The sequence below is a fragment of the Paenibacillus woosongensis genome (assembly GCF_030122845.1).
GTDB lineage: Bacteria > Bacillota > Bacilli > Paenibacillales > Paenibacillaceae > Fontibacillus > Fontibacillus woosongensis_A.
Map to the genome: position 1 here is coordinate 3,410,138 of NZ_CP126084.1, position 23,325 is coordinate 3,433,462.

General features: G+C 49.4%; 30 protein-coding genes and 1 tRNA gene. 17 read left to right on the plus strand and 14 right to left on the minus strand.

What is annotated here, in order from left to right:
* Window positions 1–4 precede the first annotated feature (4 nt).
* Complete coding sequence (locus QNH46_RS15705; RefSeq protein WP_283925128.1) at window positions 5–601, minus strand: YkzI domain-containing protein; 597 nt, start codon at window positions 599–601, stop codon at window positions 5–7.
* Between the two features lie 180 nt (window positions 602–781).
* Here QNH46_RS15705 and QNH46_RS15710 point away from each other — a divergent pair, with 180 nt between their 5' ends.
* Complete coding sequence (locus QNH46_RS15710; protein ID WP_283925129.1) at window positions 782–1,405, plus strand: DUF1054 domain-containing protein; 624 nt, start codon at window positions 782–784, stop codon at window positions 1,403–1,405.
* A gap of 20 nt (window positions 1,406–1,425) precedes the next feature.
* Here the strand turns inward: QNH46_RS15710 and QNH46_RS15715 are convergent, their stop codons facing one another.
* Window positions 1,426–2,694 carry an MFS transporter gene (locus QNH46_RS15715; protein ID WP_283925130.1) on the minus strand — a complete coding sequence of 423 codons (1,269 nt, stop codon included), beginning with the start codon at window positions 2,692–2,694 and terminating at the stop codon, window positions 1,426–1,428.
* A gap of 188 nt (window positions 2,695–2,882) precedes the next feature.
* Between QNH46_RS15715 and QNH46_RS15720 the strand changes: the two genes are divergently transcribed.
* Entirely contained in the window at window positions 2,883–4,358 is a 1,476-nt protein-coding gene (locus QNH46_RS15720; RefSeq protein ID WP_283925131.1) for an aminotransferase class I/II-fold pyridoxal phosphate-dependent enzyme, read from the plus strand.
* A gap of 97 nt (window positions 4,359–4,455) precedes the next feature.
* Here QNH46_RS15720 and QNH46_RS15725 read toward each other — a convergent pair whose 3' ends face one another.
* Together QNH46_RS15725 and QNH46_RS15730 are read right to left on the minus strand one after the other, a co-directional pair.
* Entirely contained in the window at window positions 4,456–4,773 is a 318-nt protein-coding gene (locus tag QNH46_RS15725) for a DUF1292 domain-containing protein (protein WP_055107530.1), read from the minus strand.
* Window positions 4,774–4,900: 127 nt separating this feature from the next.
* The gene (locus QNH46_RS15730) at window positions 4,901–5,458 is read right to left on the minus strand and encodes a stalk domain-containing protein (protein WP_283928459.1); all 558 of its coding nucleotides are present in this window, start codon (window positions 5,456–5,458) and stop codon (window positions 4,901–4,903) included.
* A gap of 185 nt (window positions 5,459–5,643) precedes the next feature.
* Here QNH46_RS15730 and QNH46_RS15735 point away from each other — a divergent pair, with 185 nt between their 5' ends.
* On the plus strand, window positions 5,644–6,378 hold the full coding sequence (locus tag QNH46_RS15735) for an MBL fold metallo-hydrolase (protein ID WP_283925132.1): 735 nt from the start codon (window positions 5,644–5,646) through the stop codon (window positions 6,376–6,378).
* A gap of 67 nt (window positions 6,379–6,445) precedes the next feature.
* On the opposite strand, the gene QNH46_RS15740 is transcribed toward QNH46_RS15735, so the two are convergent.
* The 3 genes from QNH46_RS15740 to QNH46_RS15750 form a co-directional block, all read right to left on the minus strand.
* The gene (locus tag QNH46_RS15740) at window positions 6,446–6,685 is read right to left on the minus strand and encodes a DUF3892 domain-containing protein (protein WP_283925133.1); all 240 of its coding nucleotides are present in this window, start codon (window positions 6,683–6,685) and stop codon (window positions 6,446–6,448) included.
* Between the two features lie 89 nt (window positions 6,686–6,774).
* Window positions 6,775–7,221 (minus strand): GNAT family N-acetyltransferase, encoded by a 447-nt coding sequence (locus QNH46_RS15745; protein WP_283925134.1) that lies wholly within the window; start codon window positions 7,219–7,221, stop codon window positions 6,775–6,777.
* Window positions 7,222–7,468: 247 nt separating this feature from the next.
* Entirely contained in the window at window positions 7,469–7,723 is a 255-nt protein-coding gene (locus QNH46_RS15750; protein WP_283925135.1) for a hypothetical protein, read from the minus strand.
* Window positions 7,724–7,917: 194 nt separating this feature from the next.
* On the opposite strand from QNH46_RS15750, the gene QNH46_RS15755 reads away from it, so the two are divergent.
* The 3 genes from QNH46_RS15755 to QNH46_RS15765 all read left to right on the plus strand — a co-directional run bounded on the left by QNH46_RS15755 (window position 7,918) and on the right by QNH46_RS15765 (window position 10,053).
* Window positions 7,918–7,990, plus strand: a tRNA-Val gene (locus tag QNH46_RS15755).
* Between the two features lie 189 nt (window positions 7,991–8,179).
* Window positions 8,180–8,506: a hypothetical protein gene (locus tag QNH46_RS15760; RefSeq protein WP_283925136.1), complete on the plus strand. Its 327-nt coding sequence runs from the start codon at window positions 8,180–8,182 to the stop codon at window positions 8,504–8,506.
* Window positions 8,507–8,916: 410 nt separating this feature from the next.
* Window positions 8,917–10,053, plus strand: a complete 1,137-nt coding sequence (locus QNH46_RS15765; RefSeq protein WP_283925137.1) for a response regulator — start codon at window positions 8,917–8,919, stop codon at window positions 10,051–10,053.
* 43 nt (window positions 10,054–10,096) lie between these two features.
* Here QNH46_RS15765 and QNH46_RS15770 read toward each other — a convergent pair whose 3' ends face one another.
* Window positions 10,097–12,115 (minus strand): bifunctional diguanylate cyclase/phosphodiesterase, encoded by a 2,019-nt coding sequence (locus tag QNH46_RS15770; protein WP_283925138.1) that lies wholly within the window; start codon window positions 12,113–12,115, stop codon window positions 10,097–10,099.
* 143 nt (window positions 12,116–12,258) lie between these two features.
* On the opposite strand from QNH46_RS15770, the gene QNH46_RS15775 reads away from it, so the two are divergent.
* Together QNH46_RS15775 and QNH46_RS15780 are read left to right on the plus strand one after the other, a co-directional pair.
* Window positions 12,259–12,924 (plus strand): flagellar brake protein, encoded by a 666-nt coding sequence (locus tag QNH46_RS15775; protein WP_283925139.1) that lies wholly within the window; start codon window positions 12,259–12,261, stop codon window positions 12,922–12,924.
* A 120-nt stretch (window positions 12,925–13,044) separates the two neighbouring features.
* Window positions 13,045–13,281 carry a hypothetical protein gene (locus QNH46_RS15780; protein WP_283925140.1) on the plus strand — a complete coding sequence of 79 codons (237 nt, stop codon included), beginning with the start codon at window positions 13,045–13,047 and terminating at the stop codon, window positions 13,279–13,281.
* Here the strand turns inward: QNH46_RS15780 and QNH46_RS15785 are convergent.
* The gene (locus QNH46_RS15785) at window positions 13,270–13,575 is read right to left on the minus strand and encodes a hypothetical protein (RefSeq protein WP_283925141.1); all 306 of its coding nucleotides are present in this window, start codon (window positions 13,573–13,575) and stop codon (window positions 13,270–13,272) included. The two genes, QNH46_RS15780 and QNH46_RS15785, sit on opposite strands and share 12 nt — an antisense overlap.
* 23 nt (window positions 13,576–13,598) lie before the next feature.
* Between QNH46_RS15785 and QNH46_RS15790 the strand changes: the two genes are divergently transcribed.
* Together QNH46_RS15790 and QNH46_RS15795 are read left to right on the plus strand one after the other, a co-directional pair.
* A complete protein-coding gene (locus QNH46_RS15790) occupies window positions 13,599–13,733 on the plus strand; it encodes a hypothetical protein (protein WP_283925142.1) in 135 nt (44 codons plus the stop codon).
* Window positions 13,734–13,737: 4 nt separating this feature from the next.
* Window positions 13,738–14,007, plus strand: coding sequence for a hypothetical protein (locus QNH46_RS15795; RefSeq protein ID WP_283925143.1), 270 nt, complete (start codon window positions 13,738–13,740; stop codon window positions 14,005–14,007).
* Here the strand turns inward: QNH46_RS15795 and QNH46_RS15800 are convergent, their stop codons facing one another.
* Window positions 14,008–14,169, minus strand: coding sequence for a hypothetical protein (locus QNH46_RS15800; RefSeq protein ID WP_154674770.1), 162 nt, complete (start codon window positions 14,167–14,169; stop codon window positions 14,008–14,010).
* A 191-nt stretch (window positions 14,170–14,360) separates the two neighbouring features.
* Here QNH46_RS15800 and QNH46_RS15805 point away from each other — a divergent pair, with 191 nt between their 5' ends.
* Complete coding sequence (locus QNH46_RS15805; protein WP_283925144.1) at window positions 14,361–15,134, plus strand: polysaccharide deacetylase family protein; 774 nt, start codon at window positions 14,361–14,363, stop codon at window positions 15,132–15,134.
* A gap of 259 nt (window positions 15,135–15,393) precedes the next feature.
* Window positions 15,394–15,936, plus strand: coding sequence for a DoxX family protein (locus QNH46_RS15810; protein WP_283925145.1), 543 nt, complete (start codon window positions 15,394–15,396; stop codon window positions 15,934–15,936).
* A 126-nt stretch (window positions 15,937–16,062) separates the two neighbouring features.
* Here QNH46_RS15810 and QNH46_RS15815 read toward each other — a convergent pair whose 3' ends face one another.
* Window positions 16,063–16,755: a PIG-L deacetylase family protein gene (locus QNH46_RS15815; protein WP_283925146.1), complete on the minus strand. Its 693-nt coding sequence runs from the start codon at window positions 16,753–16,755 to the stop codon at window positions 16,063–16,065.
* A gap of 120 nt (window positions 16,756–16,875) precedes the next feature.
* Between QNH46_RS15815 and trhO the strand changes: the two genes are divergently transcribed.
* Both trhO and QNH46_RS15825 read left to right on the plus strand, forming a co-directional pair.
* Window positions 16,876–17,769 carry an oxygen-dependent tRNA uridine(34) hydroxylase TrhO gene (gene trhO, locus QNH46_RS15820; RefSeq protein ID WP_283925147.1) on the plus strand — a complete coding sequence of 298 codons (894 nt, stop codon included), beginning with the start codon at window positions 16,876–16,878 and terminating at the stop codon, window positions 17,767–17,769.
* A 25-nt stretch (window positions 17,770–17,794) separates the two neighbouring features.
* Complete coding sequence (locus tag QNH46_RS15825) at window positions 17,795–18,427, plus strand: helix-turn-helix transcriptional regulator (RefSeq protein ID WP_283925148.1); 633 nt, start codon at window positions 17,795–17,797, stop codon at window positions 18,425–18,427.
* Window positions 18,428–18,527: 100 nt separating this feature from the next.
* On the opposite strand, the gene QNH46_RS15830 is transcribed toward QNH46_RS15825, so the two are convergent.
* Window positions 18,528–18,785: a YuzB family protein gene (locus QNH46_RS15830; RefSeq protein WP_213590318.1), complete on the minus strand. Its 258-nt coding sequence runs from the start codon at window positions 18,783–18,785 to the stop codon at window positions 18,528–18,530.
* A gap of 194 nt (window positions 18,786–18,979) precedes the next feature.
* Between QNH46_RS15830 and QNH46_RS15835 the strand changes: the two genes are divergently transcribed.
* On the plus strand, window positions 18,980–19,597 hold the full coding sequence (locus QNH46_RS15835) for a superoxide dismutase (RefSeq protein WP_213590317.1): 618 nt from the start codon (window positions 18,980–18,982) through the stop codon (window positions 19,595–19,597).
* A 62-nt stretch (window positions 19,598–19,659) separates the two neighbouring features.
* Here the strand turns inward: QNH46_RS15835 and QNH46_RS15840 are convergent, their stop codons facing one another.
* The gene (locus QNH46_RS15840; RefSeq protein WP_283925149.1) at window positions 19,660–20,697 is read right to left on the minus strand and encodes a LacI family DNA-binding transcriptional regulator; all 1,038 of its coding nucleotides are present in this window, start codon (window positions 20,695–20,697) and stop codon (window positions 19,660–19,662) included.
* Window positions 20,698–20,809: 112 nt separating this feature from the next.
* Between QNH46_RS15840 and QNH46_RS15845 the strand changes: the two genes are divergently transcribed.
* Together QNH46_RS15845 and manA are read left to right on the plus strand one after the other, a co-directional pair.
* A complete protein-coding gene (locus tag QNH46_RS15845) occupies window positions 20,810–21,724 on the plus strand; it encodes an ROK family protein (protein ID WP_283928460.1) in 915 nt (304 codons plus the stop codon).
* Window positions 21,725–21,755: 31 nt separating this feature from the next.
* Window positions 21,756–22,703, plus strand: coding sequence for a mannose-6-phosphate isomerase, class I (manA, locus tag QNH46_RS15850; protein WP_283925150.1), 948 nt, complete (start codon window positions 21,756–21,758; stop codon window positions 22,701–22,703).
* 92 nt (window positions 22,704–22,795) lie between these two features.
* Here manA and QNH46_RS15855 read toward each other — a convergent pair whose 3' ends face one another.
* Complete coding sequence (locus QNH46_RS15855; RefSeq protein ID WP_283925151.1) at window positions 22,796–23,323, minus strand: DinB family protein; 528 nt, start codon at window positions 23,321–23,323, stop codon at window positions 22,796–22,798.
* Between the last annotated feature and the right edge of the window lie 2 nt (window positions 23,324–23,325).

The following is a 23,325-nucleotide window of genomic DNA, read 5'->3' on the forward strand; positions in this document are numbered from 1 at the left end:
TCTGTTACCACTCCAGTTGGATTAATTGAATACGAAGCTTGCGCAGCTTCTCTTTGCAGTCCTCGATCAGCTTTTCGTCGCCGGATTTCATAGCGTCATACAAATGATCCAGTTCTTCGTCCAGTCTCTTCTGCAGGCTCTCGATCTGCTGCTCCGCTGATTGCGATGCCAGCAGCTCCGCGACTCGCTCCATGTCAAGCATGGGGCCTTTTTGAAAAATAACCCGATGCTCCACCCCGGTAATTTCCACCAAACGGATGACCTCGCCAAACAAGATGCTCTCGATTAATATTTGCCGGTCTTTGAACCGTTTAACGACCGCATGGCCGCGCAAGTCCCCGATCAGCTTCTCAAACCATTCCGCCAGCTTGGCATCCTTAATGACGTAATCGCCTGCCAGCTTGTATCCTTTCGCGAGACGCTGAAAACGCAACTTGGTCAATTTGCGTCCAGTACGTACGGAAATAATAAAGATCGATTCGTTCTCGCTCCAGTACAGCGAATATCCGTCCTGGATGAGATCGCGAATCAGCTGCTGAATGTGCCGACGGTCGAAACGGAGTTCCAGATTGCAGTATTCTACCTCGTAACTTTTATTCACGGCACTCCCTCCTTACCTTATCTTATACTTCATCTTATGTAGAGGTAACTTGGATTATTGATTATTTTTACCCGTTATGAGCCCATTATGACGCAGAATGGGCTGAAAAAGTGTTATACTGGCGAGTGACGGCCGATAGTGGCCTATAGAAAAACAAGCATTCTGCTGGAGGTTGCCATGATGAATTTTACCGGCTTTCACAGCCAAGATTTCGATAGCTTGACCGTACCAGGGCTTGAGCCGCGGATGGAAGCGATCATCGCGAATATCCGCCCCAAGCTCGAAGCGCTTGGAGGAACGCTTGCTCCTTACTTGTCGGCCCTGTGCGGCGAAGAAATGTTCCCGCATGTCGCGAAGCACGCGAGACGGACGATCAATCCACCGGAGGATACGTGGATTGCCTGGAGCAGCAGCAAGCGCGGCTACAAAGCGCTGCCCCATTTCCAGGTAGGGATGTTCTCCACCCATCTGTTCATCATTTTTGCGGTTATTTATGAAAGCCCGAATAAGGAAACGATCGCCCGGTATTTGGAGAAGCATACAGCCAAAGTAGACAAGCTCGTGCCGGCTGATTTCTACTGGTCGACCGACCATATGAATCCCGAGGGAACGCTCCACCGGGAGATGAATAAGGAGGCACTGCTGCAAATGGCCGGCAAGCTCAAAACCGTGAAAAAATCCGAGCTGCTGTGCGGATTGCGCCTCGATCGCGATCACCCCCTTCTTCAAGATGGCGAGGGGCTTACCCATAAAATCGAACAAACCTTTGAGACGTTACTGCCGCTCTACAAAGGATCCTTCTAAAACGCAAAACAGCCTTCCCCTTACGCTCGGGGAAGGCTGTTTTTAGGCCGGGATATGATGATATGGACAAAGAACAGGATGCCCATCACAATGGCGCTAGCCATAAACGGCGCTGAAGGGCCGAGCATGTCCCACATTTTGCCCGAGATGATCGGTCCTACGACCATCCCTGATCCCTGTACCGTTAAGAAGAGGCCCCACACGGTCCCCTTCTCCCCTTCGGGAAGCATATGGGAAATCATCGTATCCCATGTCGGCAAAATGCACGCATAACTGATCCCGATGAGGATGACAAGGATCCAGACGAGAGAAATGGAGCGAGTTACTGCAAACAGCCCGATCGCTACGGAAGAGAGCGCGAAGCCGATATGCAGAAACCATTTTGTCCCGAAACGGTCCACCAGCCGGCCGATCGGTATCAGGCCAATTACAGTGATCCCCCCTCCAGTAACGAGCAGGGCGCTGAAGGCTTCCGGTGATAAATCAAGCTCCGCCCGCACATACAAGGTGATGACCGGGGTCAGCAGCCCAATCGCAAAGGTCTGCAGGAAAAGCGCCGGAAACAATAATCGGCTGACATGGAGATTCTCTTTAATATGGCGGATCGATTGGCGGACATTGTTGAGCACTCCCTTGACTCCGCCTTCCCAAAGAGAAGGCTCCTCCGCTGGTTGTCCCGCCGTATCCGGACTGCTCTTCATCTTGCTTTTTCCCGGCAGGAAAAAAGACACGATGACCACGATTCCCATCAAAGCAAGCAGAACCCAGAAGACCGGTCGATACGAGCCATCCACGAAAAAATTAATAATGACCGGGCCTAAGCCTGTCCCGCCCAAGCTGGAGATTTGAATGACGCCCATCGCGGTGCCGAAATTGTTATTCTCGCGCGTAACGGCGGAAATGCCCATCAGAACGCATGGCCATAGTGGAGCGGTGCCGATGCCTATCAGCGCGCATCCGAGGACGATCATGCCCATTTTATCCGCCATGGCGATAATCAGGACGGCAAAAAACGTCAGCAAGAGCCCCAGCATCATCGTCAGCCTGAAACCGACCCGCTCAATGAACCAGCCAGCCGGGCTGCGAAACACGTTATCGCCGATATACTGAAGCGAAAAGGATAAACCGATTGCGAACGCGCTAAGATGCAGTACATCCCCCATGTACACAGGTAAAATTGATACGATTAATGCTCCCTTTACGAACTCCACCAGGAACATAATGATCCATAGGCTAATGAAAGTCGGAGTCAGCAGTTTCTTGCTTACGAGTTTGGTCGTTATTTCCACAGTCGTTCTCCCTTATCTTCTCTTTATAATCGTAAAGTTATTTCTAGTTTATCCTTTTGGGACGGTAAGTTACACCCCGATCCGAGATTATCTGCATCTTGCGTCCAATCTTTACTTGCAATCCAATCTCTTTTTGCTATACTCAACTTTGTTTAAAAATTTTGCATGGAAAGGCAGGGATGGCCTTCATGGATCATCAAGTCACACCGCTGTTTACCGCGCTCAAGAAGCACGCGGCCGGCAATCCCGTTCAATTTCATATTCCCGGGCACAAAAAAGGGCTTGGTACCGATAAAGAATTTAGAGAATTCATAGGTGATAATGCCCTCTCGATCGATTTGATCAACATTGCACCGCTCGATGACCTGCACCAGCCTACCGGCGTCATCGAAGAAGCGCAGAAGCTGGCAGCAGACGCGTTCGGCGCCGATTACACGTATTTCTCTGTTCAGGGCACAAGCGGCGCGATTATGACGATGATCCTGTCCATTTGCTCCCCCGGCGATAAAATCATCGTACCGAGGAACGTGCACAAATCCGTCATGTCGGCCATTATTTTCGCTGGCGCCAAGCCGGTCTTCGTCTCCCCTGCACAGGACGAGAACCTGGGGATCGATCACGGCATTACCACTTCTTCCGTAAGAAGGGCGCTGAAGCGCCATCCGGATGCCAAGGCGGTAGTGGTGATCAACCCGACCTATTTCGGGGTCTGCGCCAATTTGAAGGAAATCGTCGACCTTGCCCACAGCTTCAATGTCCCCGTGCTCGTGGACGAAGCGCACGGCGTGCACATTCATTTCCACGAGGAGCTTCCGATGTCGGCGATGGAGGCCGGCGCCGATATGGCCGCGACAAGCGTGCATAAGCTGGGCGGATCTATGACACAGAGTTCCGTGCTGAATCTGAACGTAAAGAACGGATATGTCAACCCGCAGCGCGTTCAGACGATCATCAGCATGCTGACCACGACATCGACTTCATATGTGCTGCTCGCTTCGCTGGACACGGCAAGAAGGAATCTTGCGCTTAACGGGCGGGAAATGATACAGCGTGCACTGGACATGGCGCATCATGCCCGGCATGAAATCAATAAGATCGAAGGCTTGTACTGCTTCGGGCGGGAGATTCTCGGCAGCGAAGCTGCCTACGATCATGACCCGACCAAGCTGACGATTCACGTCCGCCATCTGGGGATCACCGGCTATGAGACGGAGAACTGGCTAAGAGATAACTACAATATCGAGGTAGAGCTTAGCGACATGTACAACATTCTGTGCTTCATTACCCCGGGTGATACGGAAGAAACGGTAGAAACACTGCTCACGGCGCTGCGCGAATTATCTAAAATATATTATAAAGAAAATAATGCCAACGAGCTAATCGTAAAAATTCCGGAAATTCCTCAGCTCTCGCTTATTCCGCGTGATGCGTTCTATGCAGATACCGAGGTCGTTCCTTTTAAAGAATCGGCAGGCCGCATCATTGCCGAGTTCATCTATGTGTACCCGCCGGGCATTCCGATTCTCCTCCCTGGAGAAGTCATATCCCAGGACAATATCGACTATATCGTCGATCATGTGGAGGTAGGGCTTCCCGTAAAGGGACCGGAAGACCGGTACATCAATCAGGTGAAGGTCATCGTCGAAGCCGACCCGATTTTCTGATGATTGAAACTTATTATCGAGGCGTGCATATCCAAAGAAGCTCCCCTAGGCGGGGAGCTTCTCTTCAGTTCAGGTCATGGATCTATAGACAAGCATGCTACACTTCATCTTGACCGGAGACCAGCTCGTTGTAAGCCGCCTCCACTTGACGCCATTCGTCCTCATCTTCAATGTTGTAAAGAACCATTTCCTCGTTCTCTTCTTCCAGACGAAGGATGATCCCGTCCGCTTCCGGATTGTTCCGCTCAAGCAATAGCGCATATACTTTCTCGGCTACGTCGAATGTTTCGACGAGAACCATTTCCACGTCGTTGCCTTCTTCGTCCGTCAGCGTGAGCACAAACTCCTCGTGCTCATGGTCATGATCGTGTCCGCAGCCGCACGCTTCGCCGTGTTCATGCTTGTGATCGCTCATTGAAATACCTCGCTTTGAATGTTTTGTTGGTTGGTTTGGATGAACCTGTCAGTTTCCTCTCGTATCGTATCATTTTTTTACGGGGCAGGTCAATTCAGTAACGAGGCTATTCCAGAGCAAAAGTGAATTATTTCAGCACATTGATGCTTTTCTCCGACACGAGGACGAAATCGGAATTGCCGGCCGCCGGCTTCATGTAGAAACCGAGCGTATATTGGCCCGCGGTTTTGAAATCATACGTATAATCGTCAGTGACAAAATAAAAGTTGCTGCCGGTATCTTTAACATCCTTGGTCTGAATCGTTCTGGAGGTGCCGTCCGGTGCCGTAATCGCAACTCTGACGGCGGATATTTCCGTTCTCAGATTGTCGATTTGCGAGAATACGCTGAACTTAAGCTTGCCGGTCTTCTCGATATCGGAGAACACATCCTTGCCTTTAAATAAGAAAATATGCACGTTAGGCTTATAATAATTAACCTTTTTCGTCGCTTCGTCATATTCGACCAGTCCCTCGAGCTCCCGGACCGGGACATAAGTTTTGCCATCGATCACATAACCGCCATCTTCCACTTCACGGCCGTCCATATACAGCTTTACTTTCTGAGTTGCTGAATCTGCAAACAGCATGGATCCGCCCGCAAGGGAGAATGCCAACACTAGTACCGCTACTCTTCTCCAATTCAAGTTCATCAATAGCCCTCCAATTGATTCATGTTGATGTTAATGTATACTCCTGCAAACGGCCCAAGTTGCGGTATTTTCTGCAAATCACTCTTATTTTTTGCGAGAATGCAAGAGCTCCTTTTACTCGTTAGTAAAATCGTGTAAATTAGAAATGTATGCCAAAGAACGTTAAGGAGGGAATCCGCTTGTCGCTTCGCCTTCAAATGCTTGGTACGGGCGGCGCTTTTGCCAAGCAATACTACAACAATAACGCTCTGCTGTACGCAGACGGATTTACACTGCTGATCGACTGCGGAATCACGGCCCCGCTAGCGCTGCACCGGATCGGCAAGCCGATGGACGCTATCGACGCCGTTCTGATCACCCATATTCATGGCGACCATGTCGGCGGATTGGAGGAATATGCTTTCCGCATGAGATACGGCCATGGACGAAAGCCTGTGCTTTACGTTCCCGAGGCGCTGGCAGAGCCGCTATGGGAGAACACGCTGAAAGGCGGGCTGGGCCAGGACGGCATCGAAAAGCTGGAGGACGCCTTTCACGTCCATCTCCTTCGCGAGGGGCAAACCTCGGAGCTAGCGCCAGGCCTCACGCTTGAAATCATTCGCACCCCTCATATTCCTGGGAAGAACAGCTACTCCTTATACTTGAACGGTGAAATTTTTTACAGTGCGGATATGATCTTTCAGCCCGAACTGCTGAAGGAGCTTGTATATCGGCGCGGCTGCCGCAAAATTCTGCATGAAGTGCAGTTGACAGGACCGGGTCAGGTTCACACCACTTTGGCAGAGCTTCTGACCTTGCCTGCGGACATCCGGGCGAAAATCTCGCTGATGCACTATGGCGATGAAATGGAGAGCTATATCGGCCAGACGCTCGAGATGGATTTCCTTCGTCAGCATGAAATCTATCAGTTATAGGGATAGCTTCTCGCGATACGACAAAGCCGCCTTGGGGATCCTTCCCAAGGCGGCTTCTGTGCATTTTCTATTCGAATGTGGGCAGCGCGTCCAAATTGTTGGTTGGATCTCCGTCCGCATCGCCGCGGATATACATCTCGCCGTCTTTTCCCTTAAAAATGTTCACGCCCGAAATGGCACCAGCATTTACCTCACGCAGCGCATCCTCGTAATCTAATATACGGCCACTGGAGGTTTTGAACCGGGTCAGGTTGCCGTCCCCGTTTCTTTGAACCGCGATAAAAGTCTCTCTGCTGTCAACAGCCATCCTTCATCACATCTCCTTAATCTACTGAGATTCCCAGCAGGGATGCCTATAGTGTTGCCTGCTCCGGCCATTTATATGAGGGGTGATGCTTATAACGGCTTTTCCATGCGTACATGCAATATGCCTGCGTCATAAAACGGTTCCGTCGAGACCGTCTCATAACCGAGCTTCGCGTAGAAGCCCTCGGCTTGGCATTGCGCATCAAGGACGGACTTCGTCAGTCCCAGCTCTCTGGCCCGCTCTTCCATGGCGAGCAGCAATATTTTGCCTACGCCTTGCGAACGGAACGGCTTCCGAACCGCAATCCGCTGCATTTTGGCGCTGTTATCTTTATAGTACGTAATTCTTCCCGTTGCCGCAGCCGTGCCTTCCATTTCGATCAGCACATGAACGGCGTCCGGGCTGATCACATCATATTCATCGATTTCCAGATCGATCGGCACCTTCTGCTCCTCTACGAAAACTTCCTTGCGAATGTTCAAACATTTCTCCAATTGCTCTTCCGAATTAACGGCTATAATTACAGCAGCAGCCATTGATACCCCTCCCATGTTGCTTCATTACTCTGCAAACTGCATCATTATACAAAAAATAGCTTTTCGTGTATAGTTGTAAAGTAACTATCTTCTATTGAACATCTATCCCGGAAGGAGTCACTACGCCATGGTTACGTTGACAATTGTCGCAGCAGTACTAATATCCGTTATACTTATCGTTCCCATGTTTTACACTATCAAAAAGGGGTATTCCCGGAAATGGGAGGATGACTGAGTTAAACCCTTCTCACGGGGGCGTGATGACCTCTTTCGAGTAGACGTGCTCCCGTACGGATTTGCCGTATACCTTGTCGCGTACGGATTGGCCGAACCAGGAAGGAAGCTGCTGCTGCCGCTGCATCGTCTCTTTATTCGGCTCCAGTCCGCATCCGCTGCCCAGAAGCAGAAGGCTGGCGGCGCCGACGGCGAGAACGATTTTGCAAATAGCTTTACGGGGGAATTGTGCTGCTGTCGTTAGCTTGTTGTGCTGCACATTGTTCATCCTTTCTGTCATGTTCCTTGGTGCTTTGACTTTGACTATGGCTTTGTGCCTGCTAACTTCATTTTCGTCTGCATCTGCCCCCTTTATACGCCAGAAGGCGCCTATCTGTGAACTCTCTAATTATATTTAAAAAAAGGTTTGACAGAGTTCACTTAACCTGGTATGATATTTCTTGTCTTCACTAATTGAATTCTGATCTGTTAGCTCAGCTGGGAGAGCACCATCTTGACAGGGTGGGGGTCAGTGGTTCGAGCCCACTACAGATCATAGCCGAAAGCCCTTGTGTATCAAGGGCTTTTTCTTTTTTCTTCATTCTCTCAATCCTCTCTATCTCTCCATCCGAGCCTTAAGAAGAAATCCAAACTATTCCTGAATAATTTATTTTTTACTTTATTTGTTTTTATTGTGATTTTTATTATTGTTGTTATACTAAATATTGGAAGGAGGTGAAAATTGATGAATCGAAAATCACTATTAACATTTACATTAGCACTTTTAATTTCAATTATTTCTGTGCTGCCAGCCTCAGCAGCAGCGCCAAACGACTTCTATGACACGTCTCCAAAATATGTAGAAATCGTTAGACTAATCCACTTCGATAAGGGCGGAGACAGCTCTATCCCTCCATCTTCGTATTTTTACATTACTTACTTTCCTGCTGGGCGTTTCTCAGGAACACTTCAAATGAATAGCACCTATTACACCATTATTAGTAATGATGGTTCCGGCTACCATGAAGTTACGTATAAAGGATATGTTTACTTCAGGCCAAACGGGCCGTAATAAGATGGGGGCATTCTCATAATTGGGGGTGCTCCTTCTCCTCCTAACCAGCTATTTCTCTTGCATTACTTACGTAATTCGTTGCTTTCCCCTTCAACGCTACTGCCCTCTCGTTCCAAATCTGTAAATCGATCGTCCTTCTCGGTAAGTTAATGGTAAACCCATTCCGCATGATCAAAAGCTTGATTATCTCAATTCCCTATTGCTGAAAAGCAAAGAGCAGCAGTAAAATTATCATAGGTAAAATTCGACAAAAAACCTCCCTACACTGCAGGATCTTCCATATCTTGCCGATATTTCTTCCAGTAAAGTGACAATTTGTTCAGAGATTGTATAGATTCATGGTCTATAGTATTTATTTGGAATTGTTAGATTGTTACAGATGTTATTACACATGTAGGGAGAGCGCGATGAAAGTTATTCTTCTGGATGATGATAGAATTGCACTGGACTATTTGGAACAACAGCTGCAGCAGATTCCCGGGATTGAAATTGTGGGGAAGTTTACAGATCCGGCAGCAGGCAGGAAAGAAATCATTAATCAGCCGGTCGACCTGCTTTTTCTTGATACCCAGCTGCCCGATGTGGATGGGATTCAGCTGGCAGAGGAGATTTTACAAATCAAACCTGATTTAAAAATCGTGTTTGTAACAGGATACGAGGCTTATGCAGTAAAAGCCTTTGAGCTGAATGCGCTGGATTATTTGCTCAAGCCTGTGAAATCGGAAAGATTGATGAATACGCTCCAGCGGATTGACCGGTCGCAGACGGTGTTTGATTTGGATCGTCTGGCTCAGCAGAATCAATCACTGCAAATTAAAATGCTGGGCCATTTCCAGATGATCCTTGACCAGAAACAGCTGCCCCCGCTGCGCTGGCGGACGACCCGGGCTCAGGAGCTGTTCCTGTACATGCTGCAGTGCCGCGGCCAATTTATCCGCAAATCGACCTTAATCGAATTGCTGTGGCCCGAATACGAGCCGAACCGGGCGTTTTCTTTGCTGTACACGGTCATATACCATATTCGCAAAACCCTGGAGCAGTACGAGGAATACTTTTCCCTTACAAACTCCGTTGATGGATATATTCTAAATTTGAATAATGTTCTCGTCGATGTCGAGGAATGGGAGAACTTCATTCTATCCAGCCCGCCTGTAACGAACAAAACAATCGGCGAATATACCGGCATGATGAAGCTGTTTAAAGATGACTACCTCAAGGAATACGACTACTGGTGGGCAGAGAGCGAGCGCCAGAGATTAAAAATGCTATGGCTGCGCACCTCGTTCCGGATGGCCGAATGGTACATGTCGAGCCACCAGCAATCGAAGGCTGTGGAAAAATATTTGGAAATCTGCCATCAGCATCCGATCGCGGAGGAAGCGCATTTTGCACTGATGAAGATTTTCGCGGCAAATAAAAATTCATTGGCTGTCCACCGGCAATACCGTCTGCTGGTCGCTATTTTACTAGAAGAGTTCAATGAACAGCCAAGTACATATATTACGGATTGGTATGACGACTGGAAACAGGCGCACGAAGAATAACGCTTACAACCATTTGCCAGCCGACTTTGCAAATTTGGGGCATTCAGACTAAACTCATGTAGTGTTCATGCTTTTTAAACCATTCGCCGATCTCGTCATCTCGCATGGGCTTGCCGTAATAATACCCTTGCATCACATGGCAGCCCAGTTGGGTCAGGAACTCGATATGCTCCCGCGTCTCGACGCCCTCGGCAATGACGTCAAGCTGAAGATGGTCGGCCATCATAATGATTGCGTTGATGATCGCCCTTTTGCTGGGGCTCTCCAAATCATTCGTGAATAAGCGGTCCAGCTTCAATGTATCGATAGGGATTCGATCCAGCAGCCCGATCGAGGAATATCCGGTTCCGAAGTCATCCATGGATACCCGGACGCCAAGCTCACGCAGGCTTTGCAGCTGGCGGATGATGTCGTTGATATCGTACAGCACCATAGACTCGGTGATCTCCAGCTCAAGCAGATGAGGCTCTAGCCCCACTTTGTCAAGCACGTTCCGGACAATTTCCTGCAAGCTGTCGGTTTGAAAGAGACGCGCGGACAGGTTCACGGAAACCGGCTGTTCCAGTCCTTGCAACTGCCATCGCTTGCACTGGCAGCAGGCCTCCTCCAGCGCCCATCTTGTCATCGGCACGATCAGCCCGGTTCCTTCGGCGATTTGGATGAACTCCCCGGGGCTAACCAAGCCAAGGCGCGGATGCTCCCACCGGATCAGCGCTTCGAATCCGACCAGACTGCTCGTTTTTACGTTCCATTTGGGCTGGTAAACGACAAAGAACTGCTTATTTTCCAGAGCAAGCTGCAAATCTTTTTCAAGCTCCATTTTGCGCACCAATTGCAGGGCCATTTCATCGCTGTAGAAGCAAAACTGGTTTTTTCCAAGCCCCTTCGCCTTGTACATCGCCGTATCCGCGGTCTTGAGCAAGACGGAGCGGTCGGAATCCTGAATCGAGCCAATGCTGATGCCGATACTGCCGGTGACGTACAACTCGTTGCCTTCAATGTGGTAGACCTGTTTAATGCTCTGTAAAATTTGATGGGCCAGCTGCTCCGCCCGCTTAGGGGTACAGTGCTTGATAATGAACAAGAACTCGTCCCCGCCGATGCGGAACGCCTGCTGATCCTCGCGGATGTACTGGCGAAGCCGGATGCCGACTTCCTGAATGAGCAAGTCCCCGATATTATGGCCAAGCGTATCGTTGATGGCTTTAAACTGATCCAAATCGAGGAACAGGACGCCGAGCTTCTCGGTGCCGACATGAGAATCGAAAAACCGATTCATTTCGTTGCGGTTTGGCAATCCGGTAATCGAGTCCAGGTAGGCCAGCTTCTCGAGCACATGGCGGTCGAAGAAGATCGCTCCCCAGGACACGAGCAGAATGATGGAGATGACGATGGTCACGCCAAACAACAGAAACAAGTCTGCGCCTGTCGAAGCTTCTGCCACCATATCGGCGGTCGCGGAATGTTCCATCTTCGCGGCCTCCATTCCCGTGTAATGCATGCCGCAAATCGCGGCGCCCATCGTGGAGGCCGACAGCCACTTGGACCAGCTTGCCGAGGATTGGCTGCGAAAGCGCAGGAACAGCAATAACGCTGCATAGGATGCAATTAAAGCGATGACCACCGAAAGCACCCAAAGCGTTTTATCATAATAAATGTCAACAGGCATGATCATGGCTTCCATTCCCGTATAGTGCATCGTTACGATCCCGCTGCCCATAATGAAGCCGCCGACGGCAATAGTATACCATTTAATATTCCGAGGGATCGTGATGTAAAATGCAATAAACGAAGAAATCACGCTGGCCAGCAGCGATCCTATGGTCAGCCAGATATCATAGCTAACTGTCATATGGATATGAAAAGCTAGCATGCCAACAAAATGCATCGACCATATGCCGTTGCCCATGACCAAAGAACCCGCTAGCAGCCAGAAGAACCTGGTTTTCCCGTTAGCGAGAGAGATTTTTGCCGCTACACTCAGAGCGGAGTATGATGCCAGTACTGCAATTATTACTGAGAGTGCCACAATATAGTAATTATAACTGCCTTCTATGTTCATTGATTCCCCCCCTTACAAATATATTAAGTGTACAGGCTCTACAAAAACTTGACAGCCTGGGAATCGCTTCGTGTATAGGTATTGTAGAGTTGTCTTTGTTGTAATCGAATATGCAGAATAAAGAGAGAGGAGATTCATTATTCATGGAAGGTTCGGCAATCATCGAGTTCTGGAAAGGCCAGCTGCTCGAGCTTCAAACCCCTGAAGGAGTCATGTATAAAACGCAAATTATCCAATTGGCGAACAACCGACTTTACATACAAAAACCAGTCAACCGCATGAACCGTTATCTGTCCTTCACCGGCAGTATGTCCGTAACGATCTTCTTCCATAGCGAGGAGCGGGTGCTGTACTCTTTTGATACCGAGATTAGCTTGCAGCTTAACCAGCTGTCATTCCCTGCCCCGCCCGCAAGCCGCATCAAAAAAGCGCAAAGGCGCCGCTTCTTCCGGGTTCCCGTTGAGGTCGAATTAAATTTGAATCTCAAACCAGCCGGACAACCAAACGAAGATGAGTTTATCAAGGTAACGACAAAGGATATCAGCGGGGGCGGACTGTCCTTCCTGTGCAGCTTTGAAGTGGAGGCCGAGAAGCTGGTTGCGGGAGTCATGCATCTGGAGACGAACAATTCCCAAAATACGATCGAGTTTCATGGAAAGATCGTCAATTGCGCGGCACTCCCGGACGATAACTATAAAATTTCGCTGGAATTCGTTCAAATGAAGGAATCCATCCGCTCCGATATTATTAAATACTGCTTGTTCAAGCAGGTTGAGGCGAGAAACAAGCTTAAAAATTATTCGCTGTAGCCGATTTCTTCGCATAATCCGGTAACGAAGAGGCAGGATTTCGTGTATTTTTGCCGAATAGTTCTATTTACCTACAACCAACAGACTACACTTTATAGAACCGTGAGGTGAACGAGAGTGATGAATGGCTCCATAGCGGACGAGAACTTCTTTGATGATATTTCTTTTAACCATTTAAATGACCACACGCTACCTCTCGATAAATGGGATTGGATCATGATGGTGCTCAGCGGCAGTGTTGGCGCATTATGCGACCTGGTCATCGGACATCCCAAAGGTATGGAAGAGCCGAAAATTACGAACAGTTCCTTCGGAGGACTCGGAGAGCAGCTCAAACAATATGATTTAAAAAAATAATCCCATCACCGGCTGTATTCCTACGGACATGATCTGTTTCGTTTCTTCGAAGGCGTAAGGCAAACGATGTTTGGCGAATATACCGGAGTCTCGCCCGTTGGATGGGGTGAATTGGTCAAGGAATTTCCAGAGTACGAACAGCTGGACTTCGGGACGGCCGTCATTGTCAATTTGCTTCACTTGTTTAAGGATTTTTGTACGGTACGCTCCTTGCCCCTTCCCGGCATGACAGTTCTCGCTAATTTGAACGGCCATCAAAAGCCTGCCTTTGCGGAGAAGCTGTACATTGACCATGGTTTCAATTTGCGTATCGCAAGGTGGATATTTCCTCGCTTATTCCTAAAATTACCGAAGTCGTCGGGCATCTGGACGATGCGCAGGGCTCTTTGGACGAGCTTTCCGAGCAGGGCATGTTTAAAATGTGGTGGGGCTCTTTTACCGGGGGGCAATGATAAAGTGCTTGCGAATGCCGAAAAGACGCTGATCGAAAGCTCGAAAATGAATATCGGGCTGGCCATGCTTACAACGATGTACGCCAAGGTAATCAAGGACCAGCAAAACGTGCTGCAGCAGCGAGAGCTTAAAGAGCAGAACGACGCGATCCGGGAGCAGCAGGAGCATATCGAGCAGCTCCCTGTCCGCCTCATATTTGATCAACACCATAAACCCTTGAAGCCATTGGCTCCAAAGGTTTTTTTGGTTTTGTTACGTCCGAAGGAAGAATGATTACACCAAATACCAGACAAGAGCGCTGAAACTGTTTCCTTCCGCCGCATACTGAATGGACTGGACGGTAAATCTTCTGTTCTCATACAGCCAGTCGTTGATCTCCTTCTCAAGATCACCAATATTTGTGTTGAAGAATGTTTTTACACTATTTCTCTTCATCCTCATCACCTCCCCACAATCATCTTATTCGACATCCTATCCTTGCAAGCCTGCTTGTATGCCAACATTGCTTAATTGCTGGCCTCTCCTGCTTCTTATCCAGGAAATAAGCCGGGCAGGGATAAAATCATCAGATTGCAGCAAAATAACTAAACGTTGGTTAACGACCGCAAAATGGAGGATAGTTTCAGATGTCTAAATATACCCGATGGTTCATTCCGATTCTGACATTGACCCTCGTCTTTCCCCTAATCCCGCATTCCATATCGGCCCTCCCGGCTTCCGAATTCAAGGATAGGGCTTATTATGAGCAACGTGGCGATATCGTGTGGGAAGTGCCCACCGAGGACAAATGCATTGCCTTTACGTTTGACGATGGTCCAGATCGTCACCAAACGCTGCAAATTCTGGACGTGCTGGATCAGTACAACGCCAAGGCTACCTTTTTCGTAGTTGGGGAACGGGTCGAGAAATACCCTGAAATCGTTAAAATGCAGCTTGCCAAAGGCCATGAGATCGGCAACCACTCCTACCGGCATCCATCCTTTCAGGGCTTGAGCAAAGACAATATGCATAATGAGCTCAGCAAAACCCAGCAGGCCATTTACCAGGCTACGGGCTACAAGGCCGTGCTCTTTCGTCCCCCCGGCGGATTTTACAATGAATCGCTGATCAACGTCTCTAAAGCAAACGAGTTGAAATTTATCCTCTGGTCCTGGCACCAGGATACGAAAGACTGGCGATCCCCGGGCGTAAATAAAATCGTCAAAAAAGTGCTGACGAACGCACGCAGCGGCGATATCGTCCTCATGCATGATTATGTGGCTAACAGTACACAAACCGTCGAAGCCCTTAAGCAGATTTTGCCCGAGCTCAAAAAGCAGGGCTATTCCTTCGTAACCGTAACCGAGTTGTTAACCCATAAAGCCCAGCCTGATCATCAGCTGAAAAAAGTCATTCATTAAACGCTCAAGACTCTGCCGTACCCATAGTCTTCTGCCAATGCCCAGCACAAATTCAGCAAAAAAACGATGTTAAAAGCGGAGAAGCTCGCCTCTCCGCTGCTTTATTTTCCGGTGCTTAAAAATTTATTTATTTAAAATTTAAAAATTGTGATTTAAATCACATATATTGTGAAAAATATCACTTATAATAAAGACATCAAAGATGATCATCCTTCAAACAAACACTACAAAAAGAACATCACAATAAGGAGTGGTAATTATGTTTAACAACTTCCTAAGAACAAATAAATTTGCAATGTGGTTCCTGACCGTCGTCCGGATTTATCTCGGCTTCGAATGGATGAAAGCAGGATGGGGTAAAATTACGGGAGGCTTTGATGCCGGAGGTTATCTGGCCGGAGCCATCGCCAAGAGCACCGGCGACCACCCGGCAGTGCAAGGCTGGTGGGCAGCATTTCTAGAACATGTCGCACTGCCCGGAGTAGACATCTTTAACATCCTGGTCCCTTACGGAGAGTTTCTCGTCGGCCTTGGCCTCATCCTCGGTACCTTCACCACCTTTGCAGCGCTGATGGGACTTGTGATGAACGCGGCGTTCCTCTTCTCGGGCACAGTGAGCACGAATGCACAAATGCTCTTGCTTGAAGTACTGGTTGTCGTAGCAGCCGCCAACGCCGGCAAAATCGGACTTGACTACTACGTGCTCCCTTACCTGCGCGGGCTGTTTAACCACAAAAAAGCAGTAACCGAGACAGAAGCGCCTGCCGGCAAACCACATTTAAAAGTCAAGCACGGCGCATAAATATAAAGCATGACAAACAACAAGGCTGTTCCTCTTACGAGGAGCAGCCTTTCCCTTTGCCTTTACCTTTGCCTTTACCTTAGCCTTGGCCTTGGCCTTGGCAACCAATATAAGGATCTAACCCGTTCAGTTCATCAAGCCATCAAAGATGGAGCGCTCCTGCTTTGCAGGGTTAAAGCTCCCCCGCTCCCATACAAGCTGGAATAATTCCGGCGCGAAGTGCCAGGGCGGACCGTCCTCGAGCTTGCCAAATACCCGTTCAATCGATAAGATCTGCGATTCGTGCGCTGTAAGTGCTTTGGCTTTCATTTCCTGCAGCCCCTCCCCCTTAAGCTCCAATACGGCTTCGGCCCCAGGGCTCCCCATCACGTTATAATACAGCTTCTGGACAGAGCTGCATGCCCCGCTGAATACCGCTTTATTTACCGCATGATGGATGGCGATATGATCGGGATGGCCGGAAATGCCATCCGCCGGAAAAGTAACTGCCACCTCGGCCCCATGCTTGTTCAGAAACGCGGCAATTTTATCGACCAGTACTTCCTGCTTCACTTCACGCAGCTTGCCGTCTCCTAGATCCAGCTGCTCGATTTCCGCAATGCCCAGTATGTCCCCGGCCCGCTGCAGCTCCTGATCGCGAATCTCCGCCAGCTGCTCCCTAGTCAGGGCTCCAAGCCTGCCGCTTTTCCCCGCTTCTCCCCTCGTTGCCGTCAGCAGCACCGCCTTATTGCCGCTATCAGCGATCTGCCGAATCAGATAAGAGCAGCCGAAGGTTTCATCGTCAGGATGGGCATAAATAAAGCCAACCGTTCTTGTCATATACTCGTCTCCTTAAATATCCTGTAGATTTTCGTTACTATACTTACTATACTTTAATATTGACTAAGTAGTTAAAATTCACTACAATGCAGAAGAATCCAATATAGATAGGTGATCATAATGGGCAAAACCGCATACCGCGTGTTACTATATTATAAATTTGTACACATCGAATCTCCAGAAGCATTTACCGCGGAACATTTACAGTACTGCAAAGACCTCGGCCTGAAAGGGCGTATCCTTATCGCTTCCGAAGGCATTAACGGAACGGTGTCCGGAACGGTAGAACAAACCGAGAAATATATGAACGACCTGCGGGCCAACCCGCTATTCCAAGACATCGTCTTCAAAATCGATGAAGTAGAAGGACATGCCTTCAAAAAAATGTTCGTCCGCCACAAGAAAGAGCTGGTTACTTTCCGTTACGAGCATGAGCTCGACCCGAACAAAATCAGCGGCAAACGGCTTTCTCCCGTCGAGTTTCACGAACAATTGCAGCAGGAAGACGTCATCGTCATCGACGGCCGCAACGACTACGAATACGATATCGGCCATTTTCGCGGCGCCATCCGTCCGGAAGTGGAGTCCTTCCGCGAGTTCCCGGAGTGGATTCGCGAGAACTTAAGTCAGTATAAGGATAAGAAAATTTTGACTTATTGTACAGGGGGAATCCGTTGCGAGAAACTGACCGGCTTCCTGCTGCATGAAGGTTTTACGGATGTAGCCCAGCTAGAGGGCGGAATCGTCACTTACGGCAAAGATCCTGAGGTACAGGGACATTTGTTCGACGGCAAATGCTATGTGTTCGATGAGCGGATTTCCGTGCCGATCAACCGTACCGACGAGGATATCGTTATTGCGAGCTGCTACCATTGCGGCGAGACGAATGACCGCTATATCAACTGTCCCGTGTGCAATCTCCAGCATGTCTGCTGCGAAGCCTGCGAGGAAGAGCATCACGGATTCTGCAGCAGCGAATGCAAGGAAGCCGCACTCACTGCAAGCAACGGCTAATGTCATTCTAGCAAGGAGTGTCACGATGAACCAAATCAAAGAGCTGCCGACGAGGGAACGGATTTTGCACATGATGAAAACATCCGGCCCTCTCAGCGCGAAAGAAATTACGTCCGAATTGCAAATTACGGAAATGGCGGTCAGGCGCCATCTCGGCACGATGGAGCGCGACGGGCTGATCGAATCTAAAATGATCCGGCAGACGATGGGAAGGCCTACCTCGGTATTCGGGCTTACGGAGCTAGCCGAAGGCCTGTTTCCAAGAAACTACCATACGCTGACCCTCGACCTGCTGAGTGAGCTTGAAAATGAAAGCGGCGAGGATACGATCAGACGGCTCTTCGAGAAACGCCGGGATAAGCTGAAGCAGCAGTACCAGACAAGCATGGACGGGATCCCCTTTGCCGATAAAGTAAAGAAGCTGGCGCAAATTCAGAACGAAAACGGCTATATGACCGAATGCGAGCAAAATGATGACGGTGATTTTGTGCTGAAGGAGCACAACTGTCCGATTTCGCAAATCGCAAACCGTTACAACCACGCCTGTGACTGCGAATTAAGCTTATTCAAATCGCTGCTGAACACAGAGGTAGAGCGTACAGAATGCCTGGCACAGGACGGAAAAAGATGCATTTATGTCATTTCCAATCCCAAATAAGGAAGTAGAACAGCAGTAATATAAAAACCTTCGGATCCGCCGATTGTCAGCGCCGAAGGTTTTCTTTTGCCTGAAATTGGGTATGATTAAACAGGGAATATTACTCTATATCATCAAAAGCCCGAAGCTCCTCCTCAATCGTCTGCCGGATTAGCTGCACGCACTCTTCGACCGTCTTGGCAAATACCCGCTTGCCATTGACCATCGCATAGGGCCTTAGCTTGCACAGGCCGCACAAATTGAGGCAGTCGAGGCGGAGAACGGCTATCTCGGGATATTCTTCTTCCAGCTGCTCCAGCTCTACCGAGCTGAGCAGGTTGCTATCGCATACTTCCACAACGACGATTCCCAAGCCCACCACATGTCACCTCAAATGTACGTTATCGTTACAGTTCAATTATTATGATAAACGTCCTACCATTTGTCAATACAAACTAGCCATTTAATATACTTAACATACATATAAGTTGACTAAGTGTCCGTAAATATTTATAATGATCATTGTGAGAAATAAAGGGCACTACATATACACTAGAGAGGATGATTTAAATTATGGCACACCAATTACCTGCTCTACCTTACCCGAATAACGCACTCGAACCACATATCGACGAACAAACGATGATGATCCACCATGATCGCCATCACAATACTTATGTAACGAACCTGAATGCGGCGCTGGAGTCCGCTCCTGAGCTTCAATCCAAATCTCTGGAAGATCTGATCGCCGATCTGGACAGCGTTCCTGAGAGCATCCGCACAGCGGTTCGGAACAACGGCGGCGGACACGCCAACCACTCCCTGTTCTGGGAAACGATCGGACCAAACGGCGGCGGACAGCCTTCCGGCAAGCTTGCTGACGCAATCAACAACGAGCTTGGCGGCTTCGACAAGTTCAAGGAAGATTTCACGAAGGCAGCAACGACTCGTTTCGGCAGCGGCTGGGCATTCCTTGCGGTAGACAAAGACGGCAAGTTGACCGTATACAGCCTGCCTAATCAGGATTCCCCAATTATGGAAGGCAAAACTCCAATCCTCGGTCTGGACGTTTGGGAGCATGCTTACTACCTGAAATACCAAAACAAACGCCCTGACTACATCGCAGCTTTCTTCAACGTCATCAACTGGTCTGAAGTTGAGAAGCGTTATGAAGCAGCACTAAACAAATAATTGTGTTTTCGCAAGACGGACGTCCCTTTACGGAGACGTCCGTCTTTTTGTCAAGCGATTTCTTATTGTACAGGCTTGGCTAACCTCTGTACCGATTCCCGGACGATCAGCGTTGGTGCGATGCTCCAGCGAATCGCTTCCCGGGAAGGTTCAGGCAGCGATAGCAGCAGCTCTGCAGCGGCATCGCACATTCGCTCCTTTTCTACGCGTACCGTCGTCATACTCACGCCCGAGCTGCTGTCATACCGGAGATCATCATAACCCGCAATCGAAATGTCCCCAGGCACGGCAATGTTCCGTTTCTGAAGCACCTCGGCCAAAATATAGGCAATTCGGTCGTTCCCGCAGAAAAATGCGCTTGGCAGCTCGGTCAGTCCAGACAGGAAGGAGGAGATTTCCTCTTCCGTATAATCATAGCCTTCCGAGGACGTCAGGCAATACTCTCCCCTTATCTTCAGTCCTCCGCTCTGCATTGCCCTCCAGTACCCCAGCCAGCGCTCTTCATGGCTTGTCGTCAAATTGACGGGGCCGATGAATCCGATTTCGTCATGTCCGCACTCCATGAGATAGGAGACCGCTTCATATGCCCCCTCCATATTCGCCGAGGTGACTACCGGACAAGGCAGGTCCCGGTGATAAGAATCCATCATGACAAGCCGGACCTGCTGCTCCCAGATAAGACGCGCATATTCCAAGCTCGTAATTCCAAATAATATAACGCCTCGATAAGAAATATCCGTGAACAGGCGCGGCAGCTTAAGACGCTGCTCGGATTCGCGGTCAATCGGCGCGATGACGGCGTTGAAGCCTTTGCTGCGAATGCTCTTCTCGAGCCCCCAAATTATGTCATGATAAAATTGAAAATGATCGTTGTCCTGGTAGCTCATAATCCGTTCTGGCACAAGCACGAGAATATTGGATTGTTCGCTGTCGCTGACGGCATAAGGGCCATATCCCATTTCCTTGGCTGTATGCATAATACGGCTGCGCAATTCCTCGCTTACCCCCTTCTTGTTGGTCAGGGCCAGCGATACGGCATTTTTGGAAATTTCCAGCTTGTCGGCAATATCCTGCATGGATATTTTCTTTTTACGGGCCATTCTTTTCAACCCTCTCAAAACATGATAAACTTAACCTAAATATACTTTACAAAAATTGATTTTGTCAAGTTTGTAAAGTTAACATAGAATACAGGAGGTATTCGACTTGGAAGTGAAATACGCGATAGGCATCGATATCGGCGGTACCAAGACAGCGATCGGGATCATCGATTCGGATGGAATGGTATGCGCCAAGACCTCCCTGCCTACAGATCTAACGGTTGATCCGCACGTGATGGTCAGCCGTATAGCCGATGCCGCCAAGCTGCTGCTTGCGGAACAGAGCCTGAACGAAGCCCAAATTGAAGGCATTGGAGTCGGGGCTCCCGGCCCTTTGAATACGAAGACGGGCCATATCGTCAAGCCGCCCAATATGCCGGCTTGGCATGGCTTCCCTTTGCTTGAATCCTTGAAGCGGCATTTTGTGCTTCCGATTGCATTCGAGAACGACGCCACGGCCGCTGCACTGGCTGAGAAATGGCAGGGAGCCGCGCGGGACACCGACCATTTCATCTTTATAACGATCAGCACCGGCATCGGTGCCGGCATATTCTCGCACGGCAAGCTGATTACGGGCTCGACCGGCAACGCTGGCGACGTAGGGCATCTGGTCATTGACCCATCCGCCGGGAACTGCGTATGCGGACAGCAGGGCTGCTGGGAGTTCGTCGCTTCCGGCACAGCTATCGCCAGACAAGCTTCCCGGCTGCTTGGCAGGGACGTCAGCTCCAAAGAGGCGTTCGATCTCGCTCAGGAAGGGCATCCCGGTATGAAGACGCTGATCGATCAAGTGTTTCGCTACATTGGCATCGGCTGCGTCACACTGATCAACACCTTCGACCCGGAGAAGGTGGTCATCGGCGGCGGCGTCTCGCAGGTCGGTAAGCCACTGTTTAGCTCCGTGCAGGATTATGTGAGCAGATGCGCCTTGAATCCGTCGGGGCAGAGCACCCCGATCGTCCCTGCCGCATTATGCCAGGATGCAGGACTCATCGGCGCTGCTGCATTGATCCATATGAAATATTAATCACGCGATAAGAAGGGAAGATAACATCTCTATGAATCAACAGCCTATTTTTCTAAAACCTGTATTTCAAGAGCGCATTTGGGGCGGAAGCAAGCTGGCAGAGCTATTCGGCTACGATATACCTTATGCGAAGACCGGAGAGTGCTGGGCGGTATCGGCTCACCCCAACGGACAAAGCGTTGTCAAAGCCGGTCCCTACCAGGGACTGACCCTTGGGGAGCTATGGTCGTCCCATCCGGAATTATTTCAATCGGAATCACCGGTATTCCCCTTGCTGACCAAAATTTTGGACGCTTCCGACGACCTCTCCGTTCAGGTTCATCCAGACGATGAGTATGCTGGAGAGCATGAGAACGGCGAGCTGGGCAAGACGGAGTGCTGGTATATCATTGACGCCGAGCCGGGCGCAGAGATCATTTATGGCCATGAGGCCAAATCCAAGGAGCAGCTCGTGCAGTGGATCGAGGAAGGAAATTGGGAGGGGCTTCTTACCAAGGTTCCGGTTCATCCCGGCGATTTCTTCTACGTGCCTAGCGGGACGATTCATGCACTCGGCAAAGGAATCGTTGTGCTTGAGACGCAGCAGAGCTCAGACACTACCTATCGTGTTTACGATTATGATCGTAAAGACAAGGACGGAAATACCCGGGAGCTTCATCTGGACAAGGCCATTGACGTCACCACGATTCCCCAGTCGTACAAGAAGGAGACCTATGATACATTTACGCAAGAAGGACTTACTGTCACCTCCTTTGTATCAAACGATTTCTTCACCGTACAAAAATGGGATCTCGATGGCCAGACCCATCTGGAAGCTGGCAAGAAATACATTCTTTGCAGCGTAATTGAAGGACAAGGACAGTTGACTATCGGAGACAATCAATACCCGCTAAACAAGGGCGACCACTTCATTCTCCCTGTCTCCTTCGGCCCGTATGAACTGAACGGTTCGATGAATTTGATCATATCCTCGGAATAACGGAATAGCAACACCACACAAGTCCTAACGCCGAATAAAAAACGGGCTGACTCTAGTTAGAAGCATCTAACTTCGAAGTCAGCCCGTTTCGTTTACATATGTCCGACTAAATACCGTTCGCGAATTATGCGGAAATGATGAATCGCATGACCGGCGATAATATAAGCAAGCGCCCTGCTGGATACAGGTCCCCCGCTCGCGGTTCCGACCCTCTGCCAAGCTTCATCATCCAACTGCCGGATAAGCGACAAGGTCGCTTTCCTAACCATCGTGAAATCCTTCAACAACTGCTGGATCGACAGCCGTTCAAAATTGGCATGGCTCACAAACAGCTCCTCGTTAAAACCCGGCAGCGGCGTCTTATCTCCCCTGGCAATCCGCAGCAGCCGATAGCTCATCACACGCTCCGTATCCGTTATATGCCCCAGCACTTCCTTCAGGCTCCATTTTCCTTCCGCATACTTGTAATTACCGGCTTCGTCCGAGAGTGTTCCCAGCTTCAGCATTGCTTCCTCCGGCTGAAGCTCAAGCAGAGAAATTAACTCTCCTTCCGGCACTTCACGAATATATTCCTCGAAATGTTCCAGATACTCTCCTGACTGTGGTTTAGACAACGTCATAA